At 66.9% G+C, this 22,238-nt stretch carries 22 protein-coding genes; 7 read left to right on the forward strand and 15 right to left on the reverse strand.

Annotated features, from left to right (window positions below; genetic code table 11):
* From flgB to motA, 8 genes are all read right to left on the reverse strand, one after another.
* Positions 1 to 510: a flagellar basal body rod protein FlgB gene (flgB, locus tag GTW51_RS03450; protein ID WP_246232530.1), complete on the reverse strand. Its 510-nt coding sequence runs from the start codon at positions 508 to 510 to the stop codon at positions 1 to 3.
* Between the two features lie 73 nt (positions 511 to 583).
* Positions 584 to 1,006, reverse strand: coding sequence for a hypothetical protein (locus GTW51_RS03455; protein ID WP_163042452.1), 423 nt, complete (start codon positions 1,004 to 1,006; stop codon positions 584 to 586).
* 2 nt (positions 1,007 to 1,008) lie between these two features.
* Positions 1,009 to 2,097, reverse strand: coding sequence for an EscU/YscU/HrcU family type III secretion system export apparatus switch protein (locus GTW51_RS03460; protein ID WP_163042453.1), 1,089 nt, complete (start codon positions 2,095 to 2,097; stop codon positions 1,009 to 1,011).
* A gap of 102 nt (positions 2,098 to 2,199) precedes the next feature.
* Positions 2,200 to 3,243: a FliG C-terminal domain-containing protein gene (locus tag GTW51_RS03465; RefSeq protein WP_163042454.1), complete on the reverse strand. Its 1,044-nt coding sequence runs from the start codon at positions 3,241 to 3,243 to the stop codon at positions 2,200 to 2,202.
* Positions 3,244 to 3,249: 6 nt separating this feature from the next.
* Positions 3,250 to 3,594 carry a flagellar motor switch protein FliN gene (fliN, locus tag GTW51_RS03470; protein WP_163042455.1) on the reverse strand — a complete coding sequence of 115 codons (345 nt, stop codon included), beginning with the start codon at positions 3,592 to 3,594 and terminating at the stop codon, positions 3,250 to 3,252.
* Positions 3,595 to 3,710: 116 nt separating this feature from the next.
* On the reverse strand, positions 3,711 to 4,031 hold the full coding sequence (locus GTW51_RS03475; RefSeq protein ID WP_163042456.1) for a hypothetical protein: 321 nt from the start codon (positions 4,029 to 4,031) through the stop codon (positions 3,711 to 3,713).
* Positions 4,012 to 4,950: a FliM/FliN family flagellar motor switch protein gene (locus GTW51_RS03480; RefSeq protein WP_163042457.1), complete on the reverse strand. Its 939-nt coding sequence runs from the start codon at positions 4,948 to 4,950 to the stop codon at positions 4,012 to 4,014. The genes GTW51_RS03475 and GTW51_RS03480 overlap by 20 nt, the downstream gene beginning before the upstream one ends.
* A 4-nt stretch (positions 4,951 to 4,954) precedes the next feature.
* Positions 4,955 to 5,812: a flagellar motor stator protein MotA gene (motA, locus tag GTW51_RS03485; RefSeq protein ID WP_163042458.1), complete on the reverse strand. Its 858-nt coding sequence runs from the start codon at positions 5,810 to 5,812 to the stop codon at positions 4,955 to 4,957.
* 208 nt (positions 5,813 to 6,020) lie between these two features.
* Between motA and flgF the strand changes: the two genes are divergently transcribed.
* Genes flgF through GTW51_RS03510 form a run of 5 tightly spaced genes read left to right on the forward strand, consistent with a single transcriptional unit; the run spans position 6,021 to position 13,361 of the window.
* The gene (gene flgF, locus GTW51_RS03490; RefSeq protein WP_163042459.1) at positions 6,021 to 6,746 is read left to right on the forward strand and encodes a flagellar basal-body rod protein FlgF; all 726 of its coding nucleotides are present in this window, start codon (positions 6,021 to 6,023) and stop codon (positions 6,744 to 6,746) included.
* A complete protein-coding gene (gene fliI / locus GTW51_RS03495; protein WP_163042460.1) occupies positions 6,743 to 8,074 on the forward strand; it encodes a flagellar protein export ATPase FliI in 1,332 nt (443 codons plus the stop codon). The genes flgF and fliI overlap by 4 nt, the downstream gene beginning before the upstream one ends.
* Positions 8,075 to 8,116: 42 nt before the next feature.
* Positions 8,117 to 8,653 carry a GbsR/MarR family transcriptional regulator gene (locus GTW51_RS03500; RefSeq protein WP_163042461.1) on the forward strand — a complete coding sequence of 179 codons (537 nt, stop codon included), beginning with the start codon at positions 8,117 to 8,119 and terminating at the stop codon, positions 8,651 to 8,653.
* Complete coding sequence (locus GTW51_RS03505) at positions 8,650 to 10,164, forward strand: efflux RND transporter periplasmic adaptor subunit (protein ID WP_163042462.1); 1,515 nt, start codon at positions 8,650 to 8,652, stop codon at positions 10,162 to 10,164. The genes GTW51_RS03500 and GTW51_RS03505 overlap by 4 nt, the downstream gene beginning before the upstream one ends.
* Entirely contained in the window at positions 10,161 to 13,361 is a 3,201-nt protein-coding gene (locus tag GTW51_RS03510; RefSeq protein ID WP_163042463.1) for an efflux RND transporter permease subunit, read from the forward strand. Before GTW51_RS03505 ends, GTW51_RS03510 begins: the two co-directional genes overlap by 4 nt.
* Before the next feature lie 15 nt (positions 13,362 to 13,376).
* On the opposite strand, the gene GTW51_RS03515 is transcribed toward GTW51_RS03510, so the two are convergent.
* The 3 genes from GTW51_RS03515 to GTW51_RS03525 all read right to left on the reverse strand — a co-directional run bounded on the left by GTW51_RS03515 (position 13,377) and on the right by GTW51_RS03525 (position 16,393).
* Positions 13,377 to 14,699 carry a TRAP transporter large permease gene (locus GTW51_RS03515; protein WP_163042464.1) on the reverse strand — a complete coding sequence of 441 codons (1,323 nt, stop codon included), beginning with the start codon at positions 14,697 to 14,699 and terminating at the stop codon, positions 13,377 to 13,379.
* 7 nt (positions 14,700 to 14,706) lie between these two features.
* Positions 14,707 to 15,261 carry a TRAP transporter small permease gene (locus GTW51_RS03520; protein WP_163042465.1) on the reverse strand — a complete coding sequence of 185 codons (555 nt, stop codon included), beginning with the start codon at positions 15,259 to 15,261 and terminating at the stop codon, positions 14,707 to 14,709.
* Positions 15,262 to 15,331: 70 nt separating this feature from the next.
* Positions 15,332 to 16,393 carry a TRAP transporter substrate-binding protein gene (locus tag GTW51_RS03525; RefSeq protein ID WP_163042466.1) on the reverse strand — a complete coding sequence of 354 codons (1,062 nt, stop codon included), beginning with the start codon at positions 16,391 to 16,393 and terminating at the stop codon, positions 15,332 to 15,334.
* 298 nt (positions 16,394 to 16,691) lie between these two features.
* Between GTW51_RS03525 and GTW51_RS03530 the strand changes: the two genes are divergently transcribed.
* A complete protein-coding gene (locus GTW51_RS03530) occupies positions 16,692 to 17,804 on the forward strand; it encodes a 5-methyltetrahydropteroyltriglutamate--homocysteine S-methyltransferase (RefSeq protein WP_163042467.1) in 1,113 nt (370 codons plus the stop codon).
* 58 nt (positions 17,805 to 17,862) lie between these two features.
* On the opposite strand, the gene GTW51_RS03535 is transcribed toward GTW51_RS03530, so the two are convergent.
* The 4 genes from GTW51_RS03535 to GTW51_RS03550 form a co-directional block, all read right to left on the reverse strand.
* On the reverse strand, positions 17,863 to 18,852 hold the full coding sequence (locus GTW51_RS03535) for an ABC transporter substrate-binding protein (protein ID WP_163042468.1): 990 nt from the start codon (positions 18,850 to 18,852) through the stop codon (positions 17,863 to 17,865).
* A 33-nt stretch (positions 18,853 to 18,885) separates the two neighbouring features.
* Positions 18,886 to 19,854 (reverse strand): ABC transporter permease, encoded by a 969-nt coding sequence (locus GTW51_RS03540; protein ID WP_163042469.1) that lies wholly within the window; start codon positions 19,852 to 19,854, stop codon positions 18,886 to 18,888.
* Complete coding sequence (locus GTW51_RS03545) at positions 19,851 to 20,801, reverse strand: ABC transporter permease (RefSeq protein WP_163042470.1); 951 nt, start codon at positions 20,799 to 20,801, stop codon at positions 19,851 to 19,853. Before GTW51_RS03545 ends, GTW51_RS03540 begins: the two co-directional genes overlap by 4 nt.
* Positions 20,802 to 20,921: 120 nt before the next feature.
* A complete protein-coding gene (locus GTW51_RS03550) occupies positions 20,922 to 21,791 on the reverse strand; it encodes an ABC transporter ATP-binding protein (protein WP_246232533.1) in 870 nt (289 codons plus the stop codon).
* Between GTW51_RS03550 and GTW51_RS03555 the strand changes: the two genes are divergently transcribed.
* Entirely contained in the window at positions 21,782 to 22,210 is a 429-nt protein-coding gene (locus GTW51_RS03555) for a cupin domain-containing protein (protein ID WP_163042471.1), read from the forward strand. The genes GTW51_RS03550 and GTW51_RS03555 overlap by 10 nt on opposite strands.
* Positions 22,211 to 22,238: the final 28 nt, after the last annotated feature.

Genomic DNA, 22,238 nt, shown 5'->3' on the forward strand with positions numbered 1-22,238 from the left:
CTAACCCTTGACCGACATGATGAGGAGCCGCTGGAAAGCCTTCATCACGGACGTGTTGAGCGCGTAGCTGCGCGAGATCTCGCCAGCTTTCAGCATTTCCTGCTCGAGCATCACCGAGTTGCCGGAATGCCGGACGTCCCAGCTGTTTTCGGAAACCGTTGTATCCGCGCCGCGCTGCCGGCCGAGCGAAGCAAGATGCATGTCGCTCGACTGCGAGAGCTGCAATCCGGTCGTGTCGAGCACTTCCGAAAAAGACGATATGTCCTTGCTCGTGTAGCCGGGCGTGCTGGCATTGGCGATGTTCTCGGCAACCACGGTCTGGCGGTTCGCAAGCCAGGAACTGCGCTGGGAAGCGATGCCGAAAAGATAGACCTGGTCCATGCGTACCGCGCGTGTTGCTTGCGTCGGTGAATGTCTAGGGTCGGGCGCTTGTCCGAAGCTTGACCGATCGGCCTGCTTCTTCGGCACTGCAACCAGGGTTACTGGCTTCGCCGGCGGACGCGCATCCATGGGATGCAGTCGCACCGAACGGGATCAAGGAGATGGCTGTCGGAAGATGCAGATGGTCCCGTGAGGGAATAAACTATCGCGTCAGGCGCGCGTCACCGATCGCCTTCAACAGGCGTTCGGTCTGACAGTCGGCGTCCCGCTCGGGACCGTCGAAGGCGATGTAGGTGATGTCCACGGCAGCCGTCGAGGCGCCGAGTTCCAGCCGGAAATGCGCCGTGACATCCTCGAAGCGGAACTCCAGCGCCAGGCAGATGACGGGCACTTCGCCCCAGCCCATCAAGACATCGCCGGAATTGGCGAAACGCAGGACGCCTGGCTTGAAATACGGCTCGGCCGAGGAGGCGACGATGTCGTCCAAATTGCCGTACCGTTCGAGTCGCAGGAAGGCGATGTAATCGACGACCTCGACAAGGCGAAGCTCGGCGACGAACTCCCTGAGGCCTTCGGCGAGCGCGCGCTCGCGGACCATCGTCTTGCGTTTCTTGATATCCAGCATGATCAGGCTGTCGCAACTCCCATCTTGGAGCCCGTACGGGAGTGGAGATAGTAGATGAGCTCGGCGACGGCCTTGAAGAAATCCGGCGGAATCATCTGGTCAATCTCGACACTGTCGTACATCGACCTTGCCAAGAGCTTGTCTTCGATGATCGGCACGTCGTTCGCTTCGCCGATCTCGCGGATCTTCAGGGCGATCAGGTCGACGCCCTTGGCCACGACGATGGGCGCGCCGCCCTCTTCCCGGACGTAGCGCAGCGCGATCGCGTAGTGGGTGGGATTGGCGATGATCAGCGTCGCCTGGGGCACCGCCGCCATCATCCGCTTCTTCACCCGGTCCCGCGCCACCTGGCGCTGGCGCGCCTTGACCATCGGGTCGCCTTCCGCCTGCTTGTTCTCGTCCTTGATGTCCTGCTTCGACATGCGCAGGTCGCGGCGCCAGTGGATGCGGCTCATCGCCAGATCCGCCGCAACGAGCACGATCGTGGCGATCGAGACGCCCGAGAGCAGCTTCATGGTCAATTCGAGGATCAGTTCCGGCATCAGGACCGGGTCGGAATACATCGTGCGCATCATCGTCGGAAAACCCGAGACGAGCAGCATGCCGACGACGATGCCGATGGTGATGAACTTGAACATGGCCTTGGCGAACTCCGTCAGCCCGCGCAAGCCGAAGATCCGGCTGAAGCCGGCGGAGAGCGAGATATGGGAGGTTTTCGGACGGATCCGCTCGATATTGATCTGTGGCGGGTTCTGCAGGAGCGACGAGGCGACGCCGCCAATGACGAAGAAGATCGCCGCGGGCAGGATGAACCGGCCGCTTTCGATGCCAACCATCTGCAGGACGTGTAGGGCATCGACACCGGTTTCCAGTTCCCACTGCAGCGGATTTTCGAACGTCGTCTCCAGGGTCAGAAGGAGGCGTTGGGCCGCGTCCCTGGCGTGGAAGGCAATGAATGCCATCGTCGCCAGGAGCGAAGCCAGGATCGGCGCTTCGCGCGAGACCGGGAGGTTGCCCTTCTCGATCGTGTCGCGAAGCTTCTTTTCGGTCGGCTCTTCGGTGAGCGACGCCTTGTCCTGACTGTCACTCAACGTCGATTAGTCCTCGAACCCGTTGACGTTCGGTGAAGGCGCAAGGTCTTCCCGCTTTTCCGTCGGTGCGGCGATCGCCGAAACTGTCGAGCGCGGCCAGGACTACGCCGCGTCGATCGCGCGGAGCTGTATCCGACCCTCGCCGGAGAGGCGCAGCGCCTCGTCGGCGATCCGGCGGCGCGCGCCCTCGATTTCGCTCTCCTGCGTATCGATCTGCTGCGACAGTTCGGCCTCGGCCATGCGGCGCGCGCGGGCGCCGAGCGAGGACAGCACGCATTCCCGCATCTCCGGCGACGCGCCGCGCAAGGCGAGGATCGACATTTCCGTCGGGATGGCATCGAAGAGCGTCAGGCGCGACTTCTGCGGCAAGCCCGGCAGGTCGTTGAAGTTGAACAGCAGCTTCTGCAGGTTCTCCGCGTCGCGCGGCCGCACGATCCGCACCGCATCGAGCAGTTCGTCCGCCTGGCGCTTCTCCAGCCGGTTGACGATGTCCGCCAGTATCGCGTGGCTGCCGGTGCTCTCCGGGCTCTCCTGGGTGCCGAGATAGGCGAGGCGCACATGCGTCTCGAACAGCGTCAGCACCGGCTGCGACAGCGGCTTCAGGGCCAGCATCCGTCGCATGACGCTGTTTCGGAAACCCGGATCGAATTCGCGCACGATGGCCGAGGCGGTGGTGGCGCGGATCTTCGAGAGCAGGATCGCCACGACATGCGGGTGTTCCTTCGCCAGTTGCGGCGCCAGGACCTCGCCCTGCAGATCGGCGACCGCGTCCCAGACGGTGCGGGGGGCGTCCTCGCGCATTTCGAGGGCGAACTCCGCCGTCGCTTCCGGGAAGAGCGCCCCGAATTCATCCTCCGAGAGCGCCTTCTGGAGGAGTTCGTTCATCTGCCGCTCGGGCCCGGCCAGTCCGGGCCCCTTGCGGAACGCCTCGTGGAAGATCTCGACGATCCTGTCGATCTGCTCGGGGGAGATGGCGTCCAGCCCGCCCGCCGCGTCGCGCAAGAGCTTGATCTCGCCCGGCGCCAGATGCTTCAGCACCTTCGAGGCGCCCGACGAGCCCATGGCGAGCAGAAGGATCGCGGCGCGGGCGCGGCGGCTGCCCGGCAGCGCCACATCTTCGTCCTGGTAGGCGGCGATCATCGACATGAGGAATCAGGCAACCCGCTGCTTGGGCTTCAACTGCGCGCCGGGCGTCGCGACCTCGGTCAGCGTCAGGCCGAAGCGCTGGTCCTCGTTGTCGAGGATGACGATCTCGCCGCGCGCCACCAGACGCCCGTTGACGACCACGTCGACCGGGTCGCCGACCTTGGTATCGAGCTTGACGACGGCACCGCGACCAAGCTTCAGGATATTGGCGACGGTCATCGTCGCCGACCCGAGCACGACCTGCATGGTGACCGGCACGTCCATCACGATGTCGATGTCGAGCGGACCGGGCCGCGCCGGCTGCTTCGTCTCGAATGCCGCCGCTTCGGTGTCGGCCTCGATATGGCTCATCGGATCATCCTCGGAAATCGGGTCGTCGGGAGCCGCAGTTTCTGCGCTGCCCGCCTTCTCTACGGCTTAGCCAACAAGACTTTCGCGAAGCCTGTGCCGGCCGGCATTCGTGGCCCTTACGCCGCCGTGCGGTCGGCGAGGCCATGGCGGGTCGCGGCCCATTCGGCGCGCTCCATGCGCCGATCCAGACGGTCACCCTCCTCGCGCGCCTCCTCGATCCGCGCTTCCAGCGCGCGGAGCGTCTGGATCCCCTCGTGCTTGAGGACGACGACCGCCTGGGCGGCGCGGTTGATGGAGCGATCGGCGTCATCCAGGGCGGTGCCGAGCTCGCTGCCGGCGGCGCGCAGCAACCGCAGCTCGCGGTACACACGGCCGCTGCGCAACGCGGTGACAACGAGTGCCGCGAGCAGCACGAGGTCAATCAGATAAGATGTCATCGATGAACTCCTGGGCTGGATCGACGCGTTCTTCGACGCTGATCACGAAACTGTCGCGGGACCGCCCGACCCTGGCGCGGAACAGCGGACGGTCCTCGCACTCGATGGAAATCAGGCTGGCGATGTCGACGTCGAGGGGAATGGTCGCGCCGACGCGGAAGGCGGCGACGGTCGCCAGCGGCACCTTCTTCTTGGCGAGCAGCGCTTCCAGCCGCAGATCGCTCTGGGCAAAGCTTGCCTCGATCCCGCGCGACCAGGCCTCGTCCCTGTCCACCGGCGCGGCGTCTTGGGATTCGGCGAGGAAGCGGCGATGCGGCGCGAATAACTCTTCCGGAAACGCCACCACCAGCGGCGCCAAGAGGCCGCGCACTTCAATCTCGAAGCGGAACTGCACGAAGCGGCCGGAGCCGTCCTCGAGCCTGGCGGCGAGGTCCGACTGATCGACAAGGTCGCCGCGGACAAGGTCCAGCGCCGCGACCGGCGCGAAGACCTCGCCGGCGCAGGCCACGACGGTGTCGATCGCGAGCACGACGAGCCCGCGATCGAGTTCGGTCGGCTCCCGCGTCAGGACCTTGTCGGGGGAAGGCTCGGCGGCGAAGAAGGTCGAGATCAGCGCCTCGATCGTCGATCGGGCGACGACGGCGAAACCTGGTCCCTGGAACCGCGGCGAGGCCAGCATGGCGATGAGATCGCCGCCTTGGCCCTCGTCCGGCGGCTCGGGCGCGGTGTCGAGTTCGACTTCCGAAAATCTGACCACGGGCCGGTCGGCAGCCAGCCGCGAAAGGCCCCGGGTGATCAGTTCGGCCCAGCCCTCGCCCATCTGGACGAGGCGCGGCAACCGGCCGGGGTCGATCTCGGCGGCGCTGCGCAGCCGCTGGGAGATGTCGGACGTTTCCGTGGCCGAGGCGACGTCGCTCATCGCATCAGGCTCCCGCGCCGATGGTCTCGTTCTCGACCTGATCGATTGTCGGCCGGTCGTAGGCGGAGATGGTCTTGCGGCCGTATTCCAGCGCGACCTGCGGCATGGCACCGTTCATGTAGGCGATGAGGGTCGACTTCACGATCACGAAGACGCGGCACTTCTTCTCGCGCACGGACTTCACCTTGGTCGCGATCGGTCCGACGACGGCGTAGGAGAAGAAGATGCCGGCGAAGGTGCCGACGAGCGCGGCGCCGATCAGATGGCCGAGCACTTCCGGCGACTGGTCGAGCGCGCCCATCGCCTTGATGACGCCGAGCACCGCGGCGACGATGCCAAGGGCGGGAAGCCCGTCCGCGACGTCCTGCAGCGCATGCTTGGGCTTCATCGTGTCGTAGGTGATGGTGGCGATCTCTTCCTCCATCAGCGCCTCGATCTCGTGCGGACGGGCATTGCCGATGATGATCAGCCGGCAGTAGTCGCAGATGAAGTTGGTCATCGGGACGTCCTTCAGGACCGTCGGAAAGGCCTGGAAGATCGCCGATTCCTGGGGGGCGTCGATATGCGCCTCGACCTCGCTGCGCGACTTCGACCGCATCTCCCGCATCAGCTGGTGCAGCAGCCCCAAGAGGTTCAGGTAGTCGCGCTGCTGCGGCACCTTGTTCTTGAACGCCTCGCCGATGGCGCGCCCGCAATCCTTCACCACCTTGGTCGGATTGGCGACGAGGAAGGTACCGACCGCCGATCCGATGATGATCACGTATTCGAAGGGCTGGACGAGGACGCCCAGGTGCCCGCCCATAGCGACATAGCCGCCGAGCAGGCAGCCGAGCGTGACGATCAGGCCAAGTACAATTCCCATGCGATCCTCGCAAGCAGATGACTGAGCAAATCCCTAGGTAAAGGCGCTTGTGCGAGCCTTGCTGCACCGCCGAGGGGCGGCATCTCGCAAGCAAGCCCGTGACAGGCTCGGACAAGGATGCTCGCCGACACTTCGCGGAAGCATCATCGGATGCCCGCCGGCAGCGCCGGCCTGCTTCCTCCCGATACGAACAGACCGAGCCCCGAGCATGCAGACATCGTTTCCCGTCGCCCTCTCGGCCCAGCTTTCGATGGAAAAGCGCCTCGAGACGATCGCCAACAACATCGCCAATAGCCGAACCGCCGGATTCCGCGCCGAGGAGGTGAAGTTCGAGCAGCTGATCTCGCGGACCGCGGCGGAGCCGGTGAGCTTTGCCTCCGAAGGCGAGACCTATCTCTCGACGCGCTCGGGCGAGCTGACCCTGACCGGAAATCCGCTCGACCTCGCCGCGTCCGGCGAAGGCTATTTCGCCTTCCAGGGCCCGAACGGACCGGTCTACACGCGCGACGGCCGGATGCGGATCAATGCCGATGGCGGCCTGGAAACGATGAACGGCTATGCCGTGCTCGACGTCGGCGGCGCTCCCTTGGAGATCAACGCCAATGCCGGCCCGATCGGTGTCGCCCGCGACGGCATGATCACCCAGAACGGCCAGCAGATCGGGGCTGTCGGCCTCTTCGCCATGCCCGCAGGAGCCAGTCTGGCGCGGTTCGAGAATTCCGGCGTCATCCCCGACCAGGCCGCACAGCCGGTCCTCGATTTCCAGAACGCCGGGATCGTGCAGGGTTTCGTCGAGGGCTCGAACGTCAATCCGGTGATGGAGATCAGCCGGCTCATCGCCCTGCAGCGCGCCTTCGACAGCGCTTCCAACCTCGTCCAGGGCTCAGAGCGCTCCCTCGATGAGGCGGTCAAGAGCCTCGGGACGATGTCGTGAGCCGCAGCGATTCCGGCTTCGAGATCGCGCCGCTCGACGCGCCATGCCTCGACATCTCCGGCCAGATCGTCGACGTCTCGCCGCAATCCTTCCGCGTCGCCGGCCTGTCGCGCTTCGTGCGTCTCGGTGACTGCATCGCCTGCCCGGGCAGCGATGGCGAGGAACTGGGCGAAGTCGTGCGGATCGAGGCCGACGCGCTGACCGTCAAGCCGTTCGGCAACCGCTTCGACCGCGGCGTCAAGGCGCCGGCGCGCCGCCTCGGCCGGTTCAGCCTCGCGCCCTGCGAAGCCTGGAAGGGCCGCGTCCTCAACGCCTTCGGCATGCCCTGCGACGGCGCTGGCCCGCTCGCCACCGGCGACGAGGAGCGCTACGCCGACGCTCCGCCGCCGCCAGCCCTCAGGCGAGGCCGGGTCGGCGATCCGGTGCCGACCGGCGTTAGGGCGATCGACATCTTCACGCCGCTGGTGAAAGGCCAGCGCATCGGCATCTTCGCCGGCTCAGGCGTCGGCAAGTCGACGCTGATGGGCATGCTCGCGCGGGCCGAGGGCTTCGACACCGTCGTCATGGCGCTGGTCGGCGAGCGGGGCCGCGAGGTGCGCGAATTCCTCGAGGAGTCGATGGCCGGCGACCTCGCCAAGCTGGTGACGATCGTCGCGACGGGCGACGAGAGCCCGATGATGCGCCGCCTCGCCCCGCGCACCGCCACCGCCGTGGCCGAGTATTTCCGGGACCGGGGCGAGAACGTCCTGCTGATCGTCGACAGCATCACCCGGCTCGCCCATGCGGCGCGCGACGTGGCCCTGGCGGCCGGCGAGCCGCCGGTGGCACGCGGCTATCCGCCCAGCGTGTTCTCCGAACTGCCGCAGCTGCTGGAGCGCGCCGGGCCGGGCCTCGAGGGGTCGGGCACGATCACCGGGGTGTTCTCCGTCCTCGTCGATGGCGACGATCACAACGACCCGATCGCCGACGCGATCCGCGGCACGCTCGACGGCCATATCGTCCTCGACCGTGCCATCGCCGAACAGGGGCGCTTCCCGGCGGTCGACGTCCTGAAGTCGATTTCCCGCCTTGCCGAACGCGCCTGGAACGAGCAGGAGCGCGAACTCGTCGTGCGGCTGCGCGGCATGATCTCGCGCTTCGAGGACACCCGCGACCTGCGGCTCCTGGGCGGCTACCAGCGCGGCAGCGACCAGACGCTCGACCAGGCCGTGGACCTCGTTCCGCTGGTCTACGAGAGCCTCGTCCAGGGCCCGCGCGACGAATCGAGCAAGGCACCCTTCACCGATCTCAGCCGTCGCCTGAAGAAGGGTTTCGAGCCCGCCACCTGAAGCGGCCCGGCTCCCGCGACATCGTTCAGTCTTGACTGAACGATGCGCCGTGCGTATCTGCGCGGCATGAACATCGCTCTCGACCAGACGACCCTGCCCGGCCAGCAGCGCCTCGCCGCGGCATCGCGCCTCATCGAACGGATGGGAGACCATCTCGAGGCCGAAGGCATGCCGCGCATCGCCGGCCGGATCTTCGGGCTGATGATCATCGAACCCGATCTCGTCAGCTTCGGCGCCTTGGCCGAAAGGCTGGAGGTGAGCCGTGCCTCGATCTCGACCAATGCCCGACTGCTCGAGGACAAGGGCCTCCTGGCACGCGTGCGGGTTCCCGGACAGCGGCAGGATTTCTATCGCCTGGCGGACCAGCCCTACGTCAACATGCTGCGCGGGGTGGCGGCACGCATGAGCGAGACGCTGGCGACGCTGGCAACCGCCCATGACGACCTGCCGCCCGAAGCCGGCGTCGAACGCGCCCGGCTCGAACAGGCGCGCATCTTCTTCGAAACCACGCTGGCCTCGCTGACCGAACTGTCGGCACAGCTGAGCAGCCTCGATGCCGGCGGACGGGACAAGTCATGACCGAAAAGCCGAAGACCGTCGACGCGACGGCCGCGACCCCGCAGAACACGCGCGAACCGAAATCCTGGTCCGGCTGGATCGCCGCCCTGTTCGTGCTGGCGCTCGTCGGCTGGATGGGTTCGGGCTATTACTACCCGACCGCATCGACCGACGCCGAGGCGCCGCGCAGCATCGAGCGCCAGCCCTTCACCGTCGAGGCCTTCGTTTCGCGTGCCCGCACCGTCACCGAATTCGTCGCCTCCGAAGGACAGGTCTCTCCCGACCGAATGACCCCCGTCAGGGCCAAGGTCGGCGGCACGGTCGAGGACATCGCCGTCGCCAAGGGCGACTTTGTCGAGGAAGGTGCGCTGATCGCTCGCATCGCGCTCGACGACCGCGTCGCCCAGCGCTCCCAGGCCGAGGCAGAGCTGGCCCGCCGCCAGGGCGAATATGATCGCGTCTCGGGTCTGGCGGAAAGAGGCTACGCCACCGCCGCGCAGGTAGAGGCCGCGCAGGCGGAACTCGCGACCGCGCAGGCGGCGCTGGCGGCCATCCAGCAGACCACCGGCGACACAGAAATCCGCGCGCCGATCACCGGGGTCCTCGACAATTTCGATCTCGATCTCGGCGAATTCGTCGCCGCATCCGCCGAAGTCGGCACGGTGATCGACAACGACCCGCTCTCGGTCGACATCCAGATCCCGCAGCAGAGCGTCGGCCGGGTTCGCGCCGGCCAGCCGGCCGCCGTCACCTTCATCACCGGCGAGACCCGCGAGGGAACGGTCAGCTACGTCGCCGCCAACGCGGACGCTTCGACGCGCACCTTTCCCGTCGAGATCACCATTGCCAATCCTGATCGCGACATACCGGCTGGTATCTCCGCGCAGGTGCGGATCCCAGTCGGCGAGATCCCGGCGCATTTCCTGTCCGCCGCCCTCCTCGCCCTCGGGCCGGACGGCACGCTGGGCGTCAAGGCGGTCGACGAGGACGAGACCGTGGTCTTCCACCCCATCAATCTTGTCCGGGCCGAAACAGACGGGATCTGGGTCTCTGGGCCGCCGGAAGCGATGCGTGTCATCTCGGTCGGCCAGGGCTTCGTCTCCTCCGGCGAGACGGTCCGCGTGATCGAGGCGGATCCGACGGAGGAGGTCCCGGAACCGGCCCCCTCCCTCGCGACGCCGGACTCGCCTTTGGCTGCCGATGAAGGGCCCGCTGAGGCCACCACCGGCTCGGTCGAACCGGTCGTGGTGCCGGAAGCAAGCGCTTCTGCCGCCGACGTGGCGCCGACGGAAACGGCATCGCTGCTCGAGACGATCGGGGTGAGCGGCGAAGGCATGCCGGTTCGGCTCCTGCAGCAGCGGCTGGCCGCGCTCGGCTATGAGGTCGGACCGGTCGACGGCGTTCTCGGGGAATCGACGAAGGAAGCGATCCGCCAGTTCCAGCGCAGCAACGAGCTCGAGGTCACCGGCGAGGTCAGCGCCGCGCTGGCCATGGCCTTGTTTGCCGACGACGCCCCGGCAGGTGCCGAATGAACGGGATCATCGAGGCTGCCTTCGACCGATCGCGAACGGTCCTTTTGTTCCTGGTGCTGATCTTCTTCACCGGCATCATCGGCTACCAATCGATCCCGAAGGAGTCCTCGCCGGATATCCCGATCCCGGTGATGTACATCACCGCGGTGCTGGACGGGATCTCGCCGGAGGATTCCGAACGGCTGCTGGTGCGCCCGCTGGAGACCGAGCTGTCCTCGCTGACCGGGCTCGACGAGATGGAGTCGCATGCCGCCGAGGGCTTTGCTTCGGTGCAGCTTGAATTCGAGGCCGGCTTCGACGCCAGCCGCGCCCTCACCGACGTCAAGGACGCGGTCGACCGGGCGCGACCCAACATGCCCGACGAGGTCGATGAGCCGGTGGTCAATGAGGTCAACACCTCGCTGTTTCCGATCCTCACCGTCGTGCTGTCGGGCCCCATCCCCGAGCGAACACTGGTCAACATCGCCAACGAGCTGCAGGACGATCTGGAGGCTTCGGCCGGGGTTCTGGAAGTCGATATCGGCGGCGATCGCGACGAGCTGCTCGAGGTGCTGATCGAGCCGACCGTGTTCGAGACCTACGACCTCTCCTTCGACGAGCTGGTCAGCCAGATCAGCCGCAACAACCGGCTGATCGCGGCGGGTGCGATGGACACCGGCGCCGGCCGCATCGTCGTCAAGGTTCCCGGCCTGATCGAGGACATGCAGGACGTCCTCGACATGCCGGTGAAGGTCGACGGCAGCACCGTCATCACCTTCGCGGACGTTGCCGTGGCGCGGCGCACCTTCGAGGACCCGAGCGGCTTCGCCCGCATCGACGGCGAGCCCTCGCTGGCGCTGGAGGTCAAGAAACGCTCCGGCGCCAACATCATCGAGACCGTCGCCGCAGTGCGCGAGGTCGTCGCCCGGCACCAGGCCGAATGGCCGGAAACCGTCGGCGTGAAATATCTGCAGGACGAGTCCGAGCAGGTTGAGACGATGCTCGGCGACCTCGAGAACAACGTCATCTCGGCGATCGTCCTCGTGATGATCGTCATCGTCGCGGCGCTCGGCCTGCGCACCTCGATCCTCGTCGGCCTGTCGATCCCCGGCTCGTTCCTCGCCGGCATCGCAATCCTCTGGTTCATGGGCTTCACCATGAACATTATCGTCCTGTTCTCGCTGATCCTCGTGGTCGGCATGCTGGTCGACGGAGCGATCGTCACCACCGAGCTGGCCGACCGCCGGCTGATGGAAGGCGCAACGCCGCGCGAGGCTTACAAGCTGGCCGCCCAGCGCATGGCCTGGCCGATCATCGCCTCCACCGTCACGACGCTGGCGGTGTTCCTGCCGCTGCTGTTCTGGACCGGCATGGTGGGCGAGTTCATGAAGTTCCTGCCGATCACCGTGATCATCACCCTCACGGCTTCGCTGTTCATGGCGCTGATCTTCATTCCCGTGCTGGGCGGCATGATCGGCAAGGCACAGCCGATGTCGACCCGCCAGCGCCAGGCGCTCGAAGACGCCGAAACCGGCGACCTGTCGCGCATCGGCGGCGCGACAGGCACCTATCTGAAGGTACTGCGCGGCGCGGTGAAGGCGCCGCTGGCGACGCTCCTCATCGCCGCGACATTGCTCGTCGGCGCCTTCTACGGCTTTGCCCAATACGGTCGCGGCGTCGAGTTCTTCCCCTCGATCGAGCCGGAATTCGCCCAGGTACAGATCCGCGCCCGCGACAATTTCTCGATCTACGAGCGCGACGCGCTGGTCCGCCGCGTGGAGGACCGCCTGCTCGGCATGGAGGAAGTGCGTAGCGTCTATGCCCGCACGATCGGTGAAGGCGGCGCGCGCCAGCTCGGGGCCGACGTCATCGGGACGATCCAGCTCGAGCTCGACGAATGGGACCAGCGCCGCAAGGCGACGGCAATCTTCGAGGACATCCGCACGCGCGTCGCCGACATTCCCGGCGTCAACGTCACCGTGCAGCAGGAGGAAAGCGGTCCCTCCAGCGGCAAGCCGATCAACGTCAAGCTCTTGGGCAGCGATATGGACGCGCTCGCTGCCGGTGTCGCGACCGTGCGCGGCCTGATGGACGAGATCGGCGGCTTCGAGAACGTCACCGATTCACGCCCCCTGCCCGGCGTCGAATGGCAGGTGCAGGTCGACCGCGAGGAAGCGGCCCGCTATGGAGCAGACGTCTCGCTGCTGGGACAGGCCGTGCGGCTGCTCACGGTCGGCATCGAGGTCTCGAATTACCGCCCGGACGATGCCGGCGGCGACGGCGAGGTGCCGATCCGGGTCCGCTTCCCCGCCGGCGACCGGACGTTGGAACGGCTGGAGGATTTGCGCATCCGCACCGCGCAGGGGCTCGTGCCGATCCGCAACTTCGTCTCCTTCGAACCGGCGCCCAAGGTCGGCACGATCATCCGGATCGACCAGCGCCGGGTCATGTCGATCGAGGCGGACGTGGCGCCCGGTATCCTCGCCAACGACCAGACCGTGGCGCTGAACGCTGCGCTGGCCGCGGCCGAGCTTCCGCCGGGGATCGACTATACGTTCGGCGGCGAGGCCGAGGACCAGGCGGAGGCGGCGACCTTCCTGGCCGGGGCCGGCGCGGCGGCGATCTTCCTGATGTTCATCGTCCTCGTCACGCAGTTCAACTCGATCTACCAGGCCTTCCTGGTGATGACCGCCATCGTCTTCTCGACGGCCGGCGTGTTCTACGGCCTGCTTCTGACCGGTCGGCCCTTCGGCGTCGTCATGGGCGGCATCGGCGTGATCGCGCTGGCCGGCATCGTGGTGAACAACAACATCGTGCTGATCGACACCTACAACGACCTGCGCCGCGCCGGGCAGTCGCCGCTGGAGGCCGTCATGCGCACCGGCGCGCAACGGCTGCGACCGGTCTTCCTCACATCGATCACCACCGTGCTCGGCCTCGTGCCGATGGTGATCGGCGCCAATGTCGACTTCATCCGCCGCGACATCGCCTTCGGCGCGCCGTCGACGCAGTGGTGGATCGAACTGTCCACCGCGATCGCCGGCGGCCTGGCCTTCGCGACGGTCCTGACGCTGGTGCTGACGCCCGCCCTTTTGATCCTCGGCGAGACCTTTTCGGCCTGGGTCAAGCGCCGCCGCGGCCGACATGCGCCGAGCCCGCTGAACGACGATCCGCTGGCCGACGGAACCGCGCGACCGGCGGCCGCGCCGGCGGAATGATGCTGCCGTGGGGCGTCAGTAGAGCCCGCGCACAAGGAACAGCGTGATCGCCGGGAACAGGACGAGGATCACCGTGCGGACGATGTCGGTTGCGACGAAGGGCATCGCGCCGCGATAGGTGCGGCTCATCGGTGTGTCCTTGGCCATCGAATTGATGACGAAGAGATTGAGCCCCACCGGCGGGGTGATCAGCCCGACCTCCACGACGATCAGCACGAGGATGCCGAACCAGATCGCGAACTCCTCCGGCGGCAGACCGAAATCCAGCCCCGTGACGATCGGGAAGAAGATCGGCACGGTCAAAAGGATCATCGACAGCGAGTCCATCACGCAACCGAAGGCGAGATAGGTCAGGAGGATCACCGTCAGCACGACGAAGGGCGAATAGCCCTGGGCGATCACCCAGGCGGCGGAGGCCTGCGGCAACTGGCTGAGGGCGAGGAACGAGTTGTAGACCCCGGCCCCGAGGATGATGAAAAAGATCATGCCGGAGGCAATCGCCGTGTCGACGAAGCATTCGGCGAGGTCCGCGCGGCTGAGCCCGCCGTTGAGGAAGGCGATCAGCCCGGTGCCGGCAACGCCCACCGCGGCGCCCTCGGTCGGGGTGAACCAGCCGAAATAAATGCCGAAGACGACGAGGAAGAAGACCAGCAGGACAGGCCAGACGTCCCGGGTCAGCCGCAGTCGCTCGGCAAGGCTCGCCTTCGCCGCGGTACCGGCCGATTCCGGCTTAAGCCGGACATAGATGGCGATCGCGATCATGTAGCCGATCATCGCCAGGATCCCCGGCACGAACGCGGCGAGGAAGAGCTTTGCGATATTCTGCTCGGTGAGGATCGCGTAGATCACCAGGACGACGGAGGGCGGGATGAGGATGCCGAGCGTGCCGCCAGCGGCCAGCGCCCCGGTGGCGAAGCCGCCCTCGTAGCCGTAGCGCTTCAGTTCCGGCAGCGCGACCTTGCCCATCGTCGCGGCGGTGGCGATGGACGAGCCGCAGATCGCGCCGAACCCGGCGCAGGCGCCGATCGCCGCCATGGCGACGCCGCCGCGGCGGTGGCCCATCCAGGCATTGGCCGCCCGGAACAGTGCCTGGCTCATGCCGCCCTTGGCGGCGAACTGGCCCATCAGCAGGAACAGCGGGATGATCGACAGCGAATAGCTGGCGAAGGTGGTGAAAGGCAGCGTCTTCAGCTGCGCCAGGATCGGCGTCAGGCGCCCCATGACGATCCAGTTGCCGACGAAGCCGCAGACCAGCATGGCAAGCCCGATCGGCATGCGCGCCAAGATCAGCGCGAGCAGGATCGGGAAGGACAGGAGCGCGATCTCGAGATTGGACAAATGTGCCTCAGGCCTGGCCGGGCGCGGCGGACGTCGTCTCCGCCCACGACCGGTACAACGTGTAGAGGCAGACGAGGAGGAAGCTGACCGCCCCGACCAGCGACAGCGCGTAACCGGACCATACTGGAATGCCGAGGATGAAGCTCTCCTCGCCGGTTCCGAGCTTGTCCTGCAGTCCGGCGATCAGGCGCCAGAGGATCACGCCCGCGGCGATCGACATCAACAGGTTGCCGATCAGGTCGCTGACCGCGACACCCCACCTGCCGAACCAGCCGGACAGGATGTCGACCGTCACGTGGCCGCGCTTCAGCTGGCAGAGCGGCAGGAACAGGAATACCCCGACACCCGCGGCGATCTCCACAAGCTCGAAGTCGCCGGGAACCGGGCCGAAGCCGAGACCGAGTGTCAGCATCGCCCGGCCGATGATCGAGGCGCAGGTGAGGACGACGATAAAGAACAGACAGGCCCCGCTGGCATAGGCGAGCCAGCGGGCGCCGTGCTCCACCGCGGCGCCGAGCGTGCCGGCCTCGGGCCCGGTTTCGGGGCGAAACGTCTCCCTCATCGCGGCAGGGTCGGGCGCGACGGCCGCCCCGCCGCCGCGCGATCGTGGCGGCGCAAGCGCCCCGAAAGGCTCAATTGGCTGCCTTTTCGGCGCCCTCGCCGGGCGTTTCGGCTCGCTCGCCGGAATATTTGGCGATCAGCGCCGTCGCGCTGTCGAGCAGTGCCTGACGGCCTTCTCCGCCGGCCACCCACTCCTCGATCACCAGCGCGGAAGCGTCCTTGAAGCGCGCGGTCTCCGCCTCATCGAGGGCGACGACCTCGTTGGTGAGATCGAGCGCCTTTTGCCGGCCGTCCGCGTCTGCCGCTTCCATCGCCTCGCCGGCCATCGTGGCGAGGGGCATGCCCGAGTTCGCGTCGATGACGGCCTTCAGGCCCTCCGGCAGCCCGTCATAGGTGTCGGCGTTCATGATGATGGCGAAGGTCTGGGTGTAGAGGCCGTTCTCGCCGGTGAAACCCGTATGATGGCGGACGAGCTCGGCGATGCGCAGCGGCGTCGTCACCTCCCACGGCACCGTCGCCCCGTCGATCACGCCCTTCGACAGCGATTCCGGTACGGCCGGCACCGGCATGCCGACCGGCGTCGCGCCGAGCTTGGTCAGGAGGTCGTTGATGATCCGCGAGCCGCCGCGGATTTTCATGCCGGAAAGGTCCTCCAGTTCGCCGATCGGCGCCTTGGTGTGGAACAGGCCCGGCCCGTGCGTGTGAACGGCAAGGAGATGCACCGCGTCGAACTCGTCGGCGGCGTTTGTCTCGACGAACTCCTGGAAGGCCTTCGAGGTCGAGACCGCGTCGGTCATGATGAACGGCAGCTCGAAGGTCTCGGTTTTCGGGAAGCGCCCGGGCGTGTAGCCGAGCACCGTCCAGACGACGTCCGCCACTCCGTCCCGGGCCTGGTCGAAGAGATCGGGCGGCGTGCCACCCAACTGCATCGAGGGGTAGAACTCGACGGCGATCCGCCCCTCCGATTCCGCCGTGATCTTCTCCGCCCAGGGAACCAGCACGTTGGCGGGAATCGTCGCCTGCGCCGGCAGGAACTGGTGGACGCGCAGCGTCACTTCCTGAGCCAGCGAACCGCCGGCCACGACGGCGAGCAGCGCCGTGGCGAGCGGCAGTCTGATCAGTGTCTTGAGCATGATATCCTCCCAGATACGGCCTTCCGGCCTGTCGCGGACGACATTATTGCGGAACGCTGTTTCGGGAAGCCCTCCCGGCTTGCCCGGCCACGCACCGCCGACGTCCTGACGGCGCGTGAGGATGCCAAGGCTTCCCTTGCGCGCCCGTGATTTTCCCATCCCAGGGCTCTCGTGCCGCATGATCGCACACCGGGCGCCGGTGGAAAGACCCCGGCCGATCTTTATATGCGTCGCCGGGGCCGGCCGCCGTGACGCGCATGGCGACCGCCTTCCCGGCAGACGACCGCACAGGACCATCATGACCAGACCCCCCTTCAAGGCCGACCATGTCGGCAGCTTCCTGCGTCCCGAGCGGCTGCAGAAGGCCCGAGCGCAATACGCCGACGGCAAGCTCGATGCCGAAATCCTTCGCGAGATCGAGGACGAATGCATTACCGAGCTGGTGCGCCGGCAGGAATCGGTCGGCCTGCAGGGCATCACCGACGGCGAGTTCCGCCGGACGTTCTTCCATGTCGACTTCCTCGAACAGCTGGACGGGGTCGATGTGACCTATGGCGAGTTCAAGGCGCATTTCCGCAAGGACGACGGGACGGAAGTGGGCTTTGCCCCGCCGACGATGCACGTCAACGAGACGATCGGATATGCCAGGCCGATCCAGGGCGCGGATTTCGATTTCCTGAAGTCGGTGGTCACGCGCACGCCGAAGGTGACGATCCCGGCCCCGTCGATGCTGCATTTCCGCGGCGGGCGGGACGCCGTCTCGCGCTCGGCCTATCCCGATCTCGAGCCGTTCTACGAGGATCTGGCCGCCGCCTACCGCGCCGAGATCGCCGACCTCGCCGAGCGGGGCTGCCGCTATTTGCAGATGGACGATACCAATCTCGCCTATCTCTGCGACCCCGAGATCCGCGAGCGCACCGCCAAGCGCGGCGACGACCCGGACGAACTGACCCGGCTCTACTGCCGGATGGTCAACGATGCGATACGCGACCGTCCCGACGACATGGTCGTCTCGGTTCATCTCTGCCGCGGCAACTTCAAGAGCGCCTGGGTGGCGAAGGGCGGCTACGAGCCCGTCGCCGAGATCCTGTTCAACGAGATGGCGATCGACGGCTTCTTCCTCGAATATGACGACGAGCGCTCCGGCGATTTCGCGCCGCTCCGGCACATGCCGAAGGGCAAGACCGTGGTGCTCGGACTGATGTCGTCGAAATCCGCTACGGTGGAGACCGGCGATGCCGTCAAGCGGCGCATCGACGAGGCGGCGCAGTTCGTCGATCTCGACCAGTGCGCGCTCTCGCACCAGTGCGGCTTTTCCTCCACCGCCCACGGCAACGATCTGACCGAGGACGACCAGTGGCGCAAGCTCGACCGCTGCGTCTCCGTCGCCCGCGACGTCTGGGGCTACTGAGGGCGCAAGAAAAGGGCCGGGGAAGTTCCCCGGCCTTCTGTCTTCATGCGGCCTGAGCCTATTCCAGCTCGGCGGCCTTGTCGGTCACCACGCTGGTCCAGGCACCCTCGGGTTCCTGGGTGATCACCGGGTCGGAGCCGCCGCCCATCAGCACGGCAACGGTGTTCTCGGCAGCTGCCGTGTCGAGCGCGGCATCATCGCCGAGCAGCTTGGCGATCTCGCCCATCATGAACTGCTGGTGCGCCAGCGTCTGGGCACCGGTCATGTCGTTGTCGATGACGATCTCGGCCGCCTCGTCCGGGTTCTCGGCGGCGTATTCCCAGCCCCGCATCGAGGCCTTCACGAAGCGGGCGTATTTGTCGACGGTCGCCGGATCCTGAAGGTCCTCCTCGAGGACGTAGAGCCCGTCTTCCAGCGTCGCGACGCCTTGGTCGGTGTAGTTGAACACCACCAGCTCCTCGGCCGGAATGCCGGCGTCGAGCACCTGGCCGTATTCGTTGTAGGTCATGGTGGAGATGCAGTCGGCCTGCTTCTGGATCAGCGGATCGACGTTGAAGCCCTGCTTGATAACGGTGACGCCGCTCGGGCCGCCCACTGTCGGCAGGCCGAGCTTCGACATCCAGGAGAGGAACGGATATTCGTTGCCGGAGAACCAGACGCCCAGCGTCTTGCCGGCAAAGTTCTCCGGGCTCTCGATGCCGGTCTCCTTGCGGCAGGTCAGCATCATGCCGGAACGGGCGAAGGGCTGGGCGATGTTGACCAGCGCCACGCCCTTCTCGCGCGCGGCGAGCGCCGAGGGCATCCAGTCGACCACCACGTCGGCGCCGCCGCCGGCGAGCACCTGCACCGGCGCGATGTCGGGGCCGCCCGGCTTGATCGTGACGTCGAGGCCGGCTTCCTCGTAGAAGCCCTTCTCCTGGGCGACGTAGTAGCCGGCGAACTGCGCCTGCGTGACCCATTTCAGCTGCAGCGTCACAGCATCCTGCGCCAGCGCCCCGGTGGCCATGGACGCGAGCGCGATCGTCGCGCCTGCCAGAAGTCTCTTCATACGCCTTCTCCTTTGCTGCATTGAGTTTGCCGCCTATCCCTTGCGATAGGAGGGATGCCAGAAAGTCGACCACCGCTCGACCGTCGCCACGAGGCCGTAGCTGAGCGAGCCGGCCAGCGCCGCGACGGTGATCTCGGCCCACACCATCGGGGTGTTCATGCGGCCGATCTCGGCCGAGATGCGGAACCCCATGCCGACGATCGGCGTGCCGAAGAACTCGGCGACGATGGCACCGATGAGCGCCAGTGTCGTGTTGATCTTCAGCGCATTGAAGATGAAGGGCAAGGCCGCCGGCAGGCGAAGCTTGAGAAGGCTCTGCGTGGGGCTTGCCGCATAGGTGCGCATCAGGTCGCGCTCCATCGTCCCGGCTGCCTGCAGCCCGGCGACGGTGTTCACCAGCATCGGGAAGAAGGTCATCACCACCACGACGGCGGCCTTGGACTGCCAGTCGAAGCCGAACCACATCACCATGATCGGCGCGACGCCGATGATCGGCAGCGCCGAGACGAGATTGCCGATCGGCAGCAGACCCCGCTTCAGGAACGGCGAGCGGTCGACCAGCACGGCCACGACGAAACCGGCGCCACAGCCGAGGACATAGCCGGCGATCACCGCCTTCAGGAAGGTCTGGCGGAAATCCGCCCAGAGGATCGACAGCGATCCGGCGATCTGCGCGCCGATCGCCGAAGGGGGCGGCAGCAGCACGCTGGGCACGTCGAGGCCGCGCACAAGAAGCTCCCACAGCAGCAATAGCGTCAGCCCGAACAGCGCCGGCAGCGCGATGGTGATGAGGGCGCGGGCAGCCCTGCCCTTGGGCTCCAGCGCCGCCAGACTCGCGGTCAGCCGCCAGGCCAGCAGCCAGAAGCCGAGCGCGACGGCGAGCAGCAGCCGGCCGCTGCCGCCGTCCAGTAGCGACAGCGCGTAGAGCCCCGCCGCCCCCGCCAGCGCGGCATTGAGGGCGATCGCCGCCGGCCGCGATGCGGTGACGCCTGCGGCGCTCATGATCGCGTTCCCATGCGCCGCAGCACGATGCGCTCGCCGAGCCCGACCAGCCAGACGAGGCACCCCGCCATGATCGCGGCGGCGAACAGCGCCGACCAGATCTGGATGGTCTGGCCATAATAGGAGCCGGCGAGAAGCCGCGCCCCGAGCCCTGCGACGGCGCCGGTCGGCAGCTCGCCGACGATCGCCCCGACCAGCGCGGCAGCGACGGCAACCTTCATCGAGGCGAAGAGGAACGGCGTCGAGGCCGGCCAGCGCAGCTTCGCCAGCGTCTGCGTGCGTTTGGCCGAATAGGTATGCATCAGGTCGAGCAGCATCACGTCCGGCGAGCGCAGGCCCTTCACCATGCCCACCGCCACCGGGAAGAACGACAGGTAGGTGGAGATGAACGCCTTCGGCAGCAGCCCGGTGACGCCGACGGAATTGAGAACGACGATGACCATCGGCGCGATGGCGAGGATCGGGATGGTCTGCGACGCGACGAGCCAGGGCATCAGGCTCTTGTCGAGCGTGCGCGAATGGATGATGCCGACGGCGAGCAGAACACCGAGCACCGTGCCGATCAGGAAGCCGAGCAGCGTCGAGGAGAGCGTCACCCAGGAATGGTAGAGCAGCGAGCGCGGCGAGCTCGGCTTCACGTCCACGGTGGATGTCCACAGCTCGACGGCGATCTGGTGCGGCGCCGGCAGCACCGGCCGCTCGGCCGACCATGTGGCGGCGATTGTGCCGGTGATGCCATAGGGCTCGCCGGCCCGCTCGAGCTTCACCGTCTCGGTCGCCCAGTTCATCCCGATCGCGGCGAGATACCAGAGGACGAGGATGACGAAGAGGACGGTCAGCACCGGCAGCGCATGGCCTTCGGCCATGCGGCGGCGAAGACGCGTCAGCGGCGCGGCATAGCCGATCGCAGCGCCCGGCTCGGCGATGGAGGTGGACGGGGCGGTCATGCGCAGCTCGATCGCGCGGCCACATAGGCGGGCGGCTTGCCAAACGCCCTCATCCGCCCCTCCGGGGCACCTTCTCCCGGATCGGGAGAAGGGCTAGCCGGCAATGGTTGCCCCTCCACCTCAATCATACCCGTGCCCTGCCCGCAGGCCCTCGCGGACACGGTGCGCGATGGCGAGGAATTCCGGGGTTTCGCGGATTTCCAGCGGCCGGTCGGGGCCGAGGTCGCAGTCGATGATCTCGTGGATGCGGCCGGGCCTCGGGCTCATCACGACGATGCGGGTCGACAGGAACACCGCCTCGGGGATCGAATGGGTGACGAAGACGACGGTCTTCCGCGTCTTCGCCCAGAGCTTCAGCAGTTCCGCGTTGAGATGGTCGCGGACGATCTCGTCGAGCGCGCCGAACGGCTCGTCCATCAGCAGGAGATCGGGGTCGAAGCACAGCGCCCGGGCGATCGAGGCGCGCTGCTGCATGCCGCCCGACAGCTGCCAGGGAAACTTGCGCCCGAAGCCGGCGAGGCCGACGAGGTCGAGATTGGCATCAACGAGCTGCTTCCGCCGGGCGCGGTCGAAGCCCATGATCTCCAGCGGCAGCGCGACATTCTTCTCGATCGTACGCCAGGGATAGAGCGCCGCGGCCTGGAAGACGTAGCCATAGGCCCGCGCCTGCCGCGCCGCGTCCGGCGTCATGCCGTTGACGCTGAGGCTGCCGCCGGTCGGCTGTTCGAGATCGGCGATGACGCGCAGCAGCGTGGTCTTGCCGCAGCCGGACGGGCCGATCAGCGAGACGAACTCGCCCTTGAAGATGTCGAGGTCGATATCCTTCAGCGCGTGCACCGGCGAATCGCCAGTCTGGAAGACGAGGTCGAGGCCGCGGGCCTCGATGACCGGCCCGCTCCCTGACGCCGCATGGACGGCGTCGCCGTCTTGCCGCAGCGCCCCGGTTGGCGTTTCCTGCGTCGACGCAAGGAGACTTTCCGATGATCGCATCCTCGCCCCCCTCATCCGACCGTCCGCAATGCCGGATCATAAGGCCGGTTTCGACCTATGACGGCAAGCAGGGCTTCAGCTATTTCGAGGGAATTGCACGGGAAACCGTCGGTGCCTCCGGAATCTGCATGCATCTCCTGACGATCCCGCCGGGAGGCCGGGCGAAGGCCCACCTCCACGAGAACCACGAGACCGCGATCTTCGTCGTCAGCGGCGTCTCCGGCACGTACTGGGGCGAGCGGCTCGAGCATCACGAGACGGTCGCGGCGGGCGCGCTCTTCTACATTCCCGCCGGAGTGCCGCATCTGCCTTACAATGCCGGCTCCGAGCCCTGCGTGGCCGTCATCGCCCGCACCGATCCGCACGAGCAGGAAAGTGTCGTGCTGCGGCCCGATCTGGAAGCGCTTGTGCCCGGGTGATCGCCGGGTGGCGCGGCGTCTGCACCGT

Source organism: Aurantimonas aggregata, assembly GCF_010500835.1.
Taxonomy (GTDB): domain Bacteria; phylum Pseudomonadota; class Alphaproteobacteria; order Rhizobiales; family Rhizobiaceae; genus Aurantimonas; species Aurantimonas aggregata.

What these genes read in the sequence shown, in the direction of transcription:
- GTW51_RS03500 (WP_163042461.1), top strand. Translation starts at nt 8,117, where the DNA reads ATGCGCCGTGCGTATCTGCGCGGCATGAACATCGCTCTCGACCAGACG.
- GTW51_RS03510 (WP_163042463.1), top strand. Translation starts at nt 10,161, where the DNA reads ATGAACGGGATCATCGAGGCTGCCTTCGACCGATCGCGAACGGTCCTT.
- GTW51_RS03550 (WP_246232533.1), bottom strand. Translation starts at nt 21,791, where the DNA reads ATGCGATCATCGGAAAGTCTCCTTGCGTCGACGCAGGAAACGCCAACC.
- GTW51_RS03475 (WP_163042456.1), bottom strand. Translation starts at nt 4,031, where the DNA reads ATGACATCTTATCTGATTGACCTCGTGCTGCTCGCGGCACTCGTTGTC.
- GTW51_RS03535 (WP_163042468.1), bottom strand. Translation starts at nt 18,852, where the DNA reads ATGAAGAGACTTCTGGCAGGCGCGACGATCGCGCTCGCGTCCATGGCC.
- flgB (WP_246232530.1), bottom strand. Translation starts at nt 510, where the DNA reads ATGGATGCGCGTCCGCCGGCGAAGCCAGTAACCCTGGTTGCAGTGCCG.
- GTW51_RS03525 (WP_163042466.1), bottom strand. Translation starts at nt 16,393, where the DNA reads ATGCTCAAGACACTGATCAGACTGCCGCTCGCCACGGCGCTGCTCGCC.
- GTW51_RS03465 (WP_163042454.1), bottom strand. Translation starts at nt 3,243, where the DNA reads ATGTCGATGATCGCCGCCTACCAGGACGAAGATGTGGCGCTGCCGGGC.
- GTW51_RS03520 (WP_163042465.1), bottom strand. Translation starts at nt 15,261, where the DNA reads ATGAGGGAGACGTTTCGCCCCGAAACCGGGCCCGAGGCCGGCACGCTC.
- GTW51_RS03480 (WP_163042457.1), bottom strand. Translation starts at nt 4,950, where the DNA reads ATGAGCGACGTCGCCTCGGCCACGGAAACGTCCGACATCTCCCAGCGG.
- GTW51_RS03555 (WP_163042471.1), top strand. Translation starts at nt 21,782, where the DNA reads ATGATCGCATCCTCGCCCCCCTCATCCGACCGTCCGCAATGCCGGATC.
- flgF (WP_163042459.1), top strand. Translation starts at nt 6,021, where the DNA reads ATGCAGACATCGTTTCCCGTCGCCCTCTCGGCCCAGCTTTCGATGGAA.
- GTW51_RS03540 (WP_163042469.1), bottom strand. Translation starts at nt 19,854, where the DNA reads ATGAGCGCCGCAGGCGTCACCGCATCGCGGCCGGCGGCGATCGCCCTC.
- GTW51_RS03505 (WP_163042462.1), top strand. Translation starts at nt 8,650, where the DNA reads ATGACCGAAAAGCCGAAGACCGTCGACGCGACGGCCGCGACCCCGCAG.
- motA (WP_163042458.1), bottom strand. Translation starts at nt 5,812, where the DNA reads ATGGGAATTGTACTTGGCCTGATCGTCACGCTCGGCTGCCTGCTCGGC.
- GTW51_RS03455 (WP_163042452.1), bottom strand. Translation starts at nt 1,006, where the DNA reads ATGCTGGATATCAAGAAACGCAAGACGATGGTCCGCGAGCGCGCGCTC.
- fliN (WP_163042455.1), bottom strand. Translation starts at nt 3,594, where the DNA reads ATGAGCCATATCGAGGCCGACACCGAAGCGGCGGCATTCGAGACGAAG.
- GTW51_RS03545 (WP_163042470.1), bottom strand. Translation starts at nt 20,801, where the DNA reads ATGACCGCCCCGTCCACCTCCATCGCCGAGCCGGGCGCTGCGATCGGC.
- GTW51_RS03530 (WP_163042467.1), top strand. Translation starts at nt 16,692, where the DNA reads ATGACCAGACCCCCCTTCAAGGCCGACCATGTCGGCAGCTTCCTGCGT.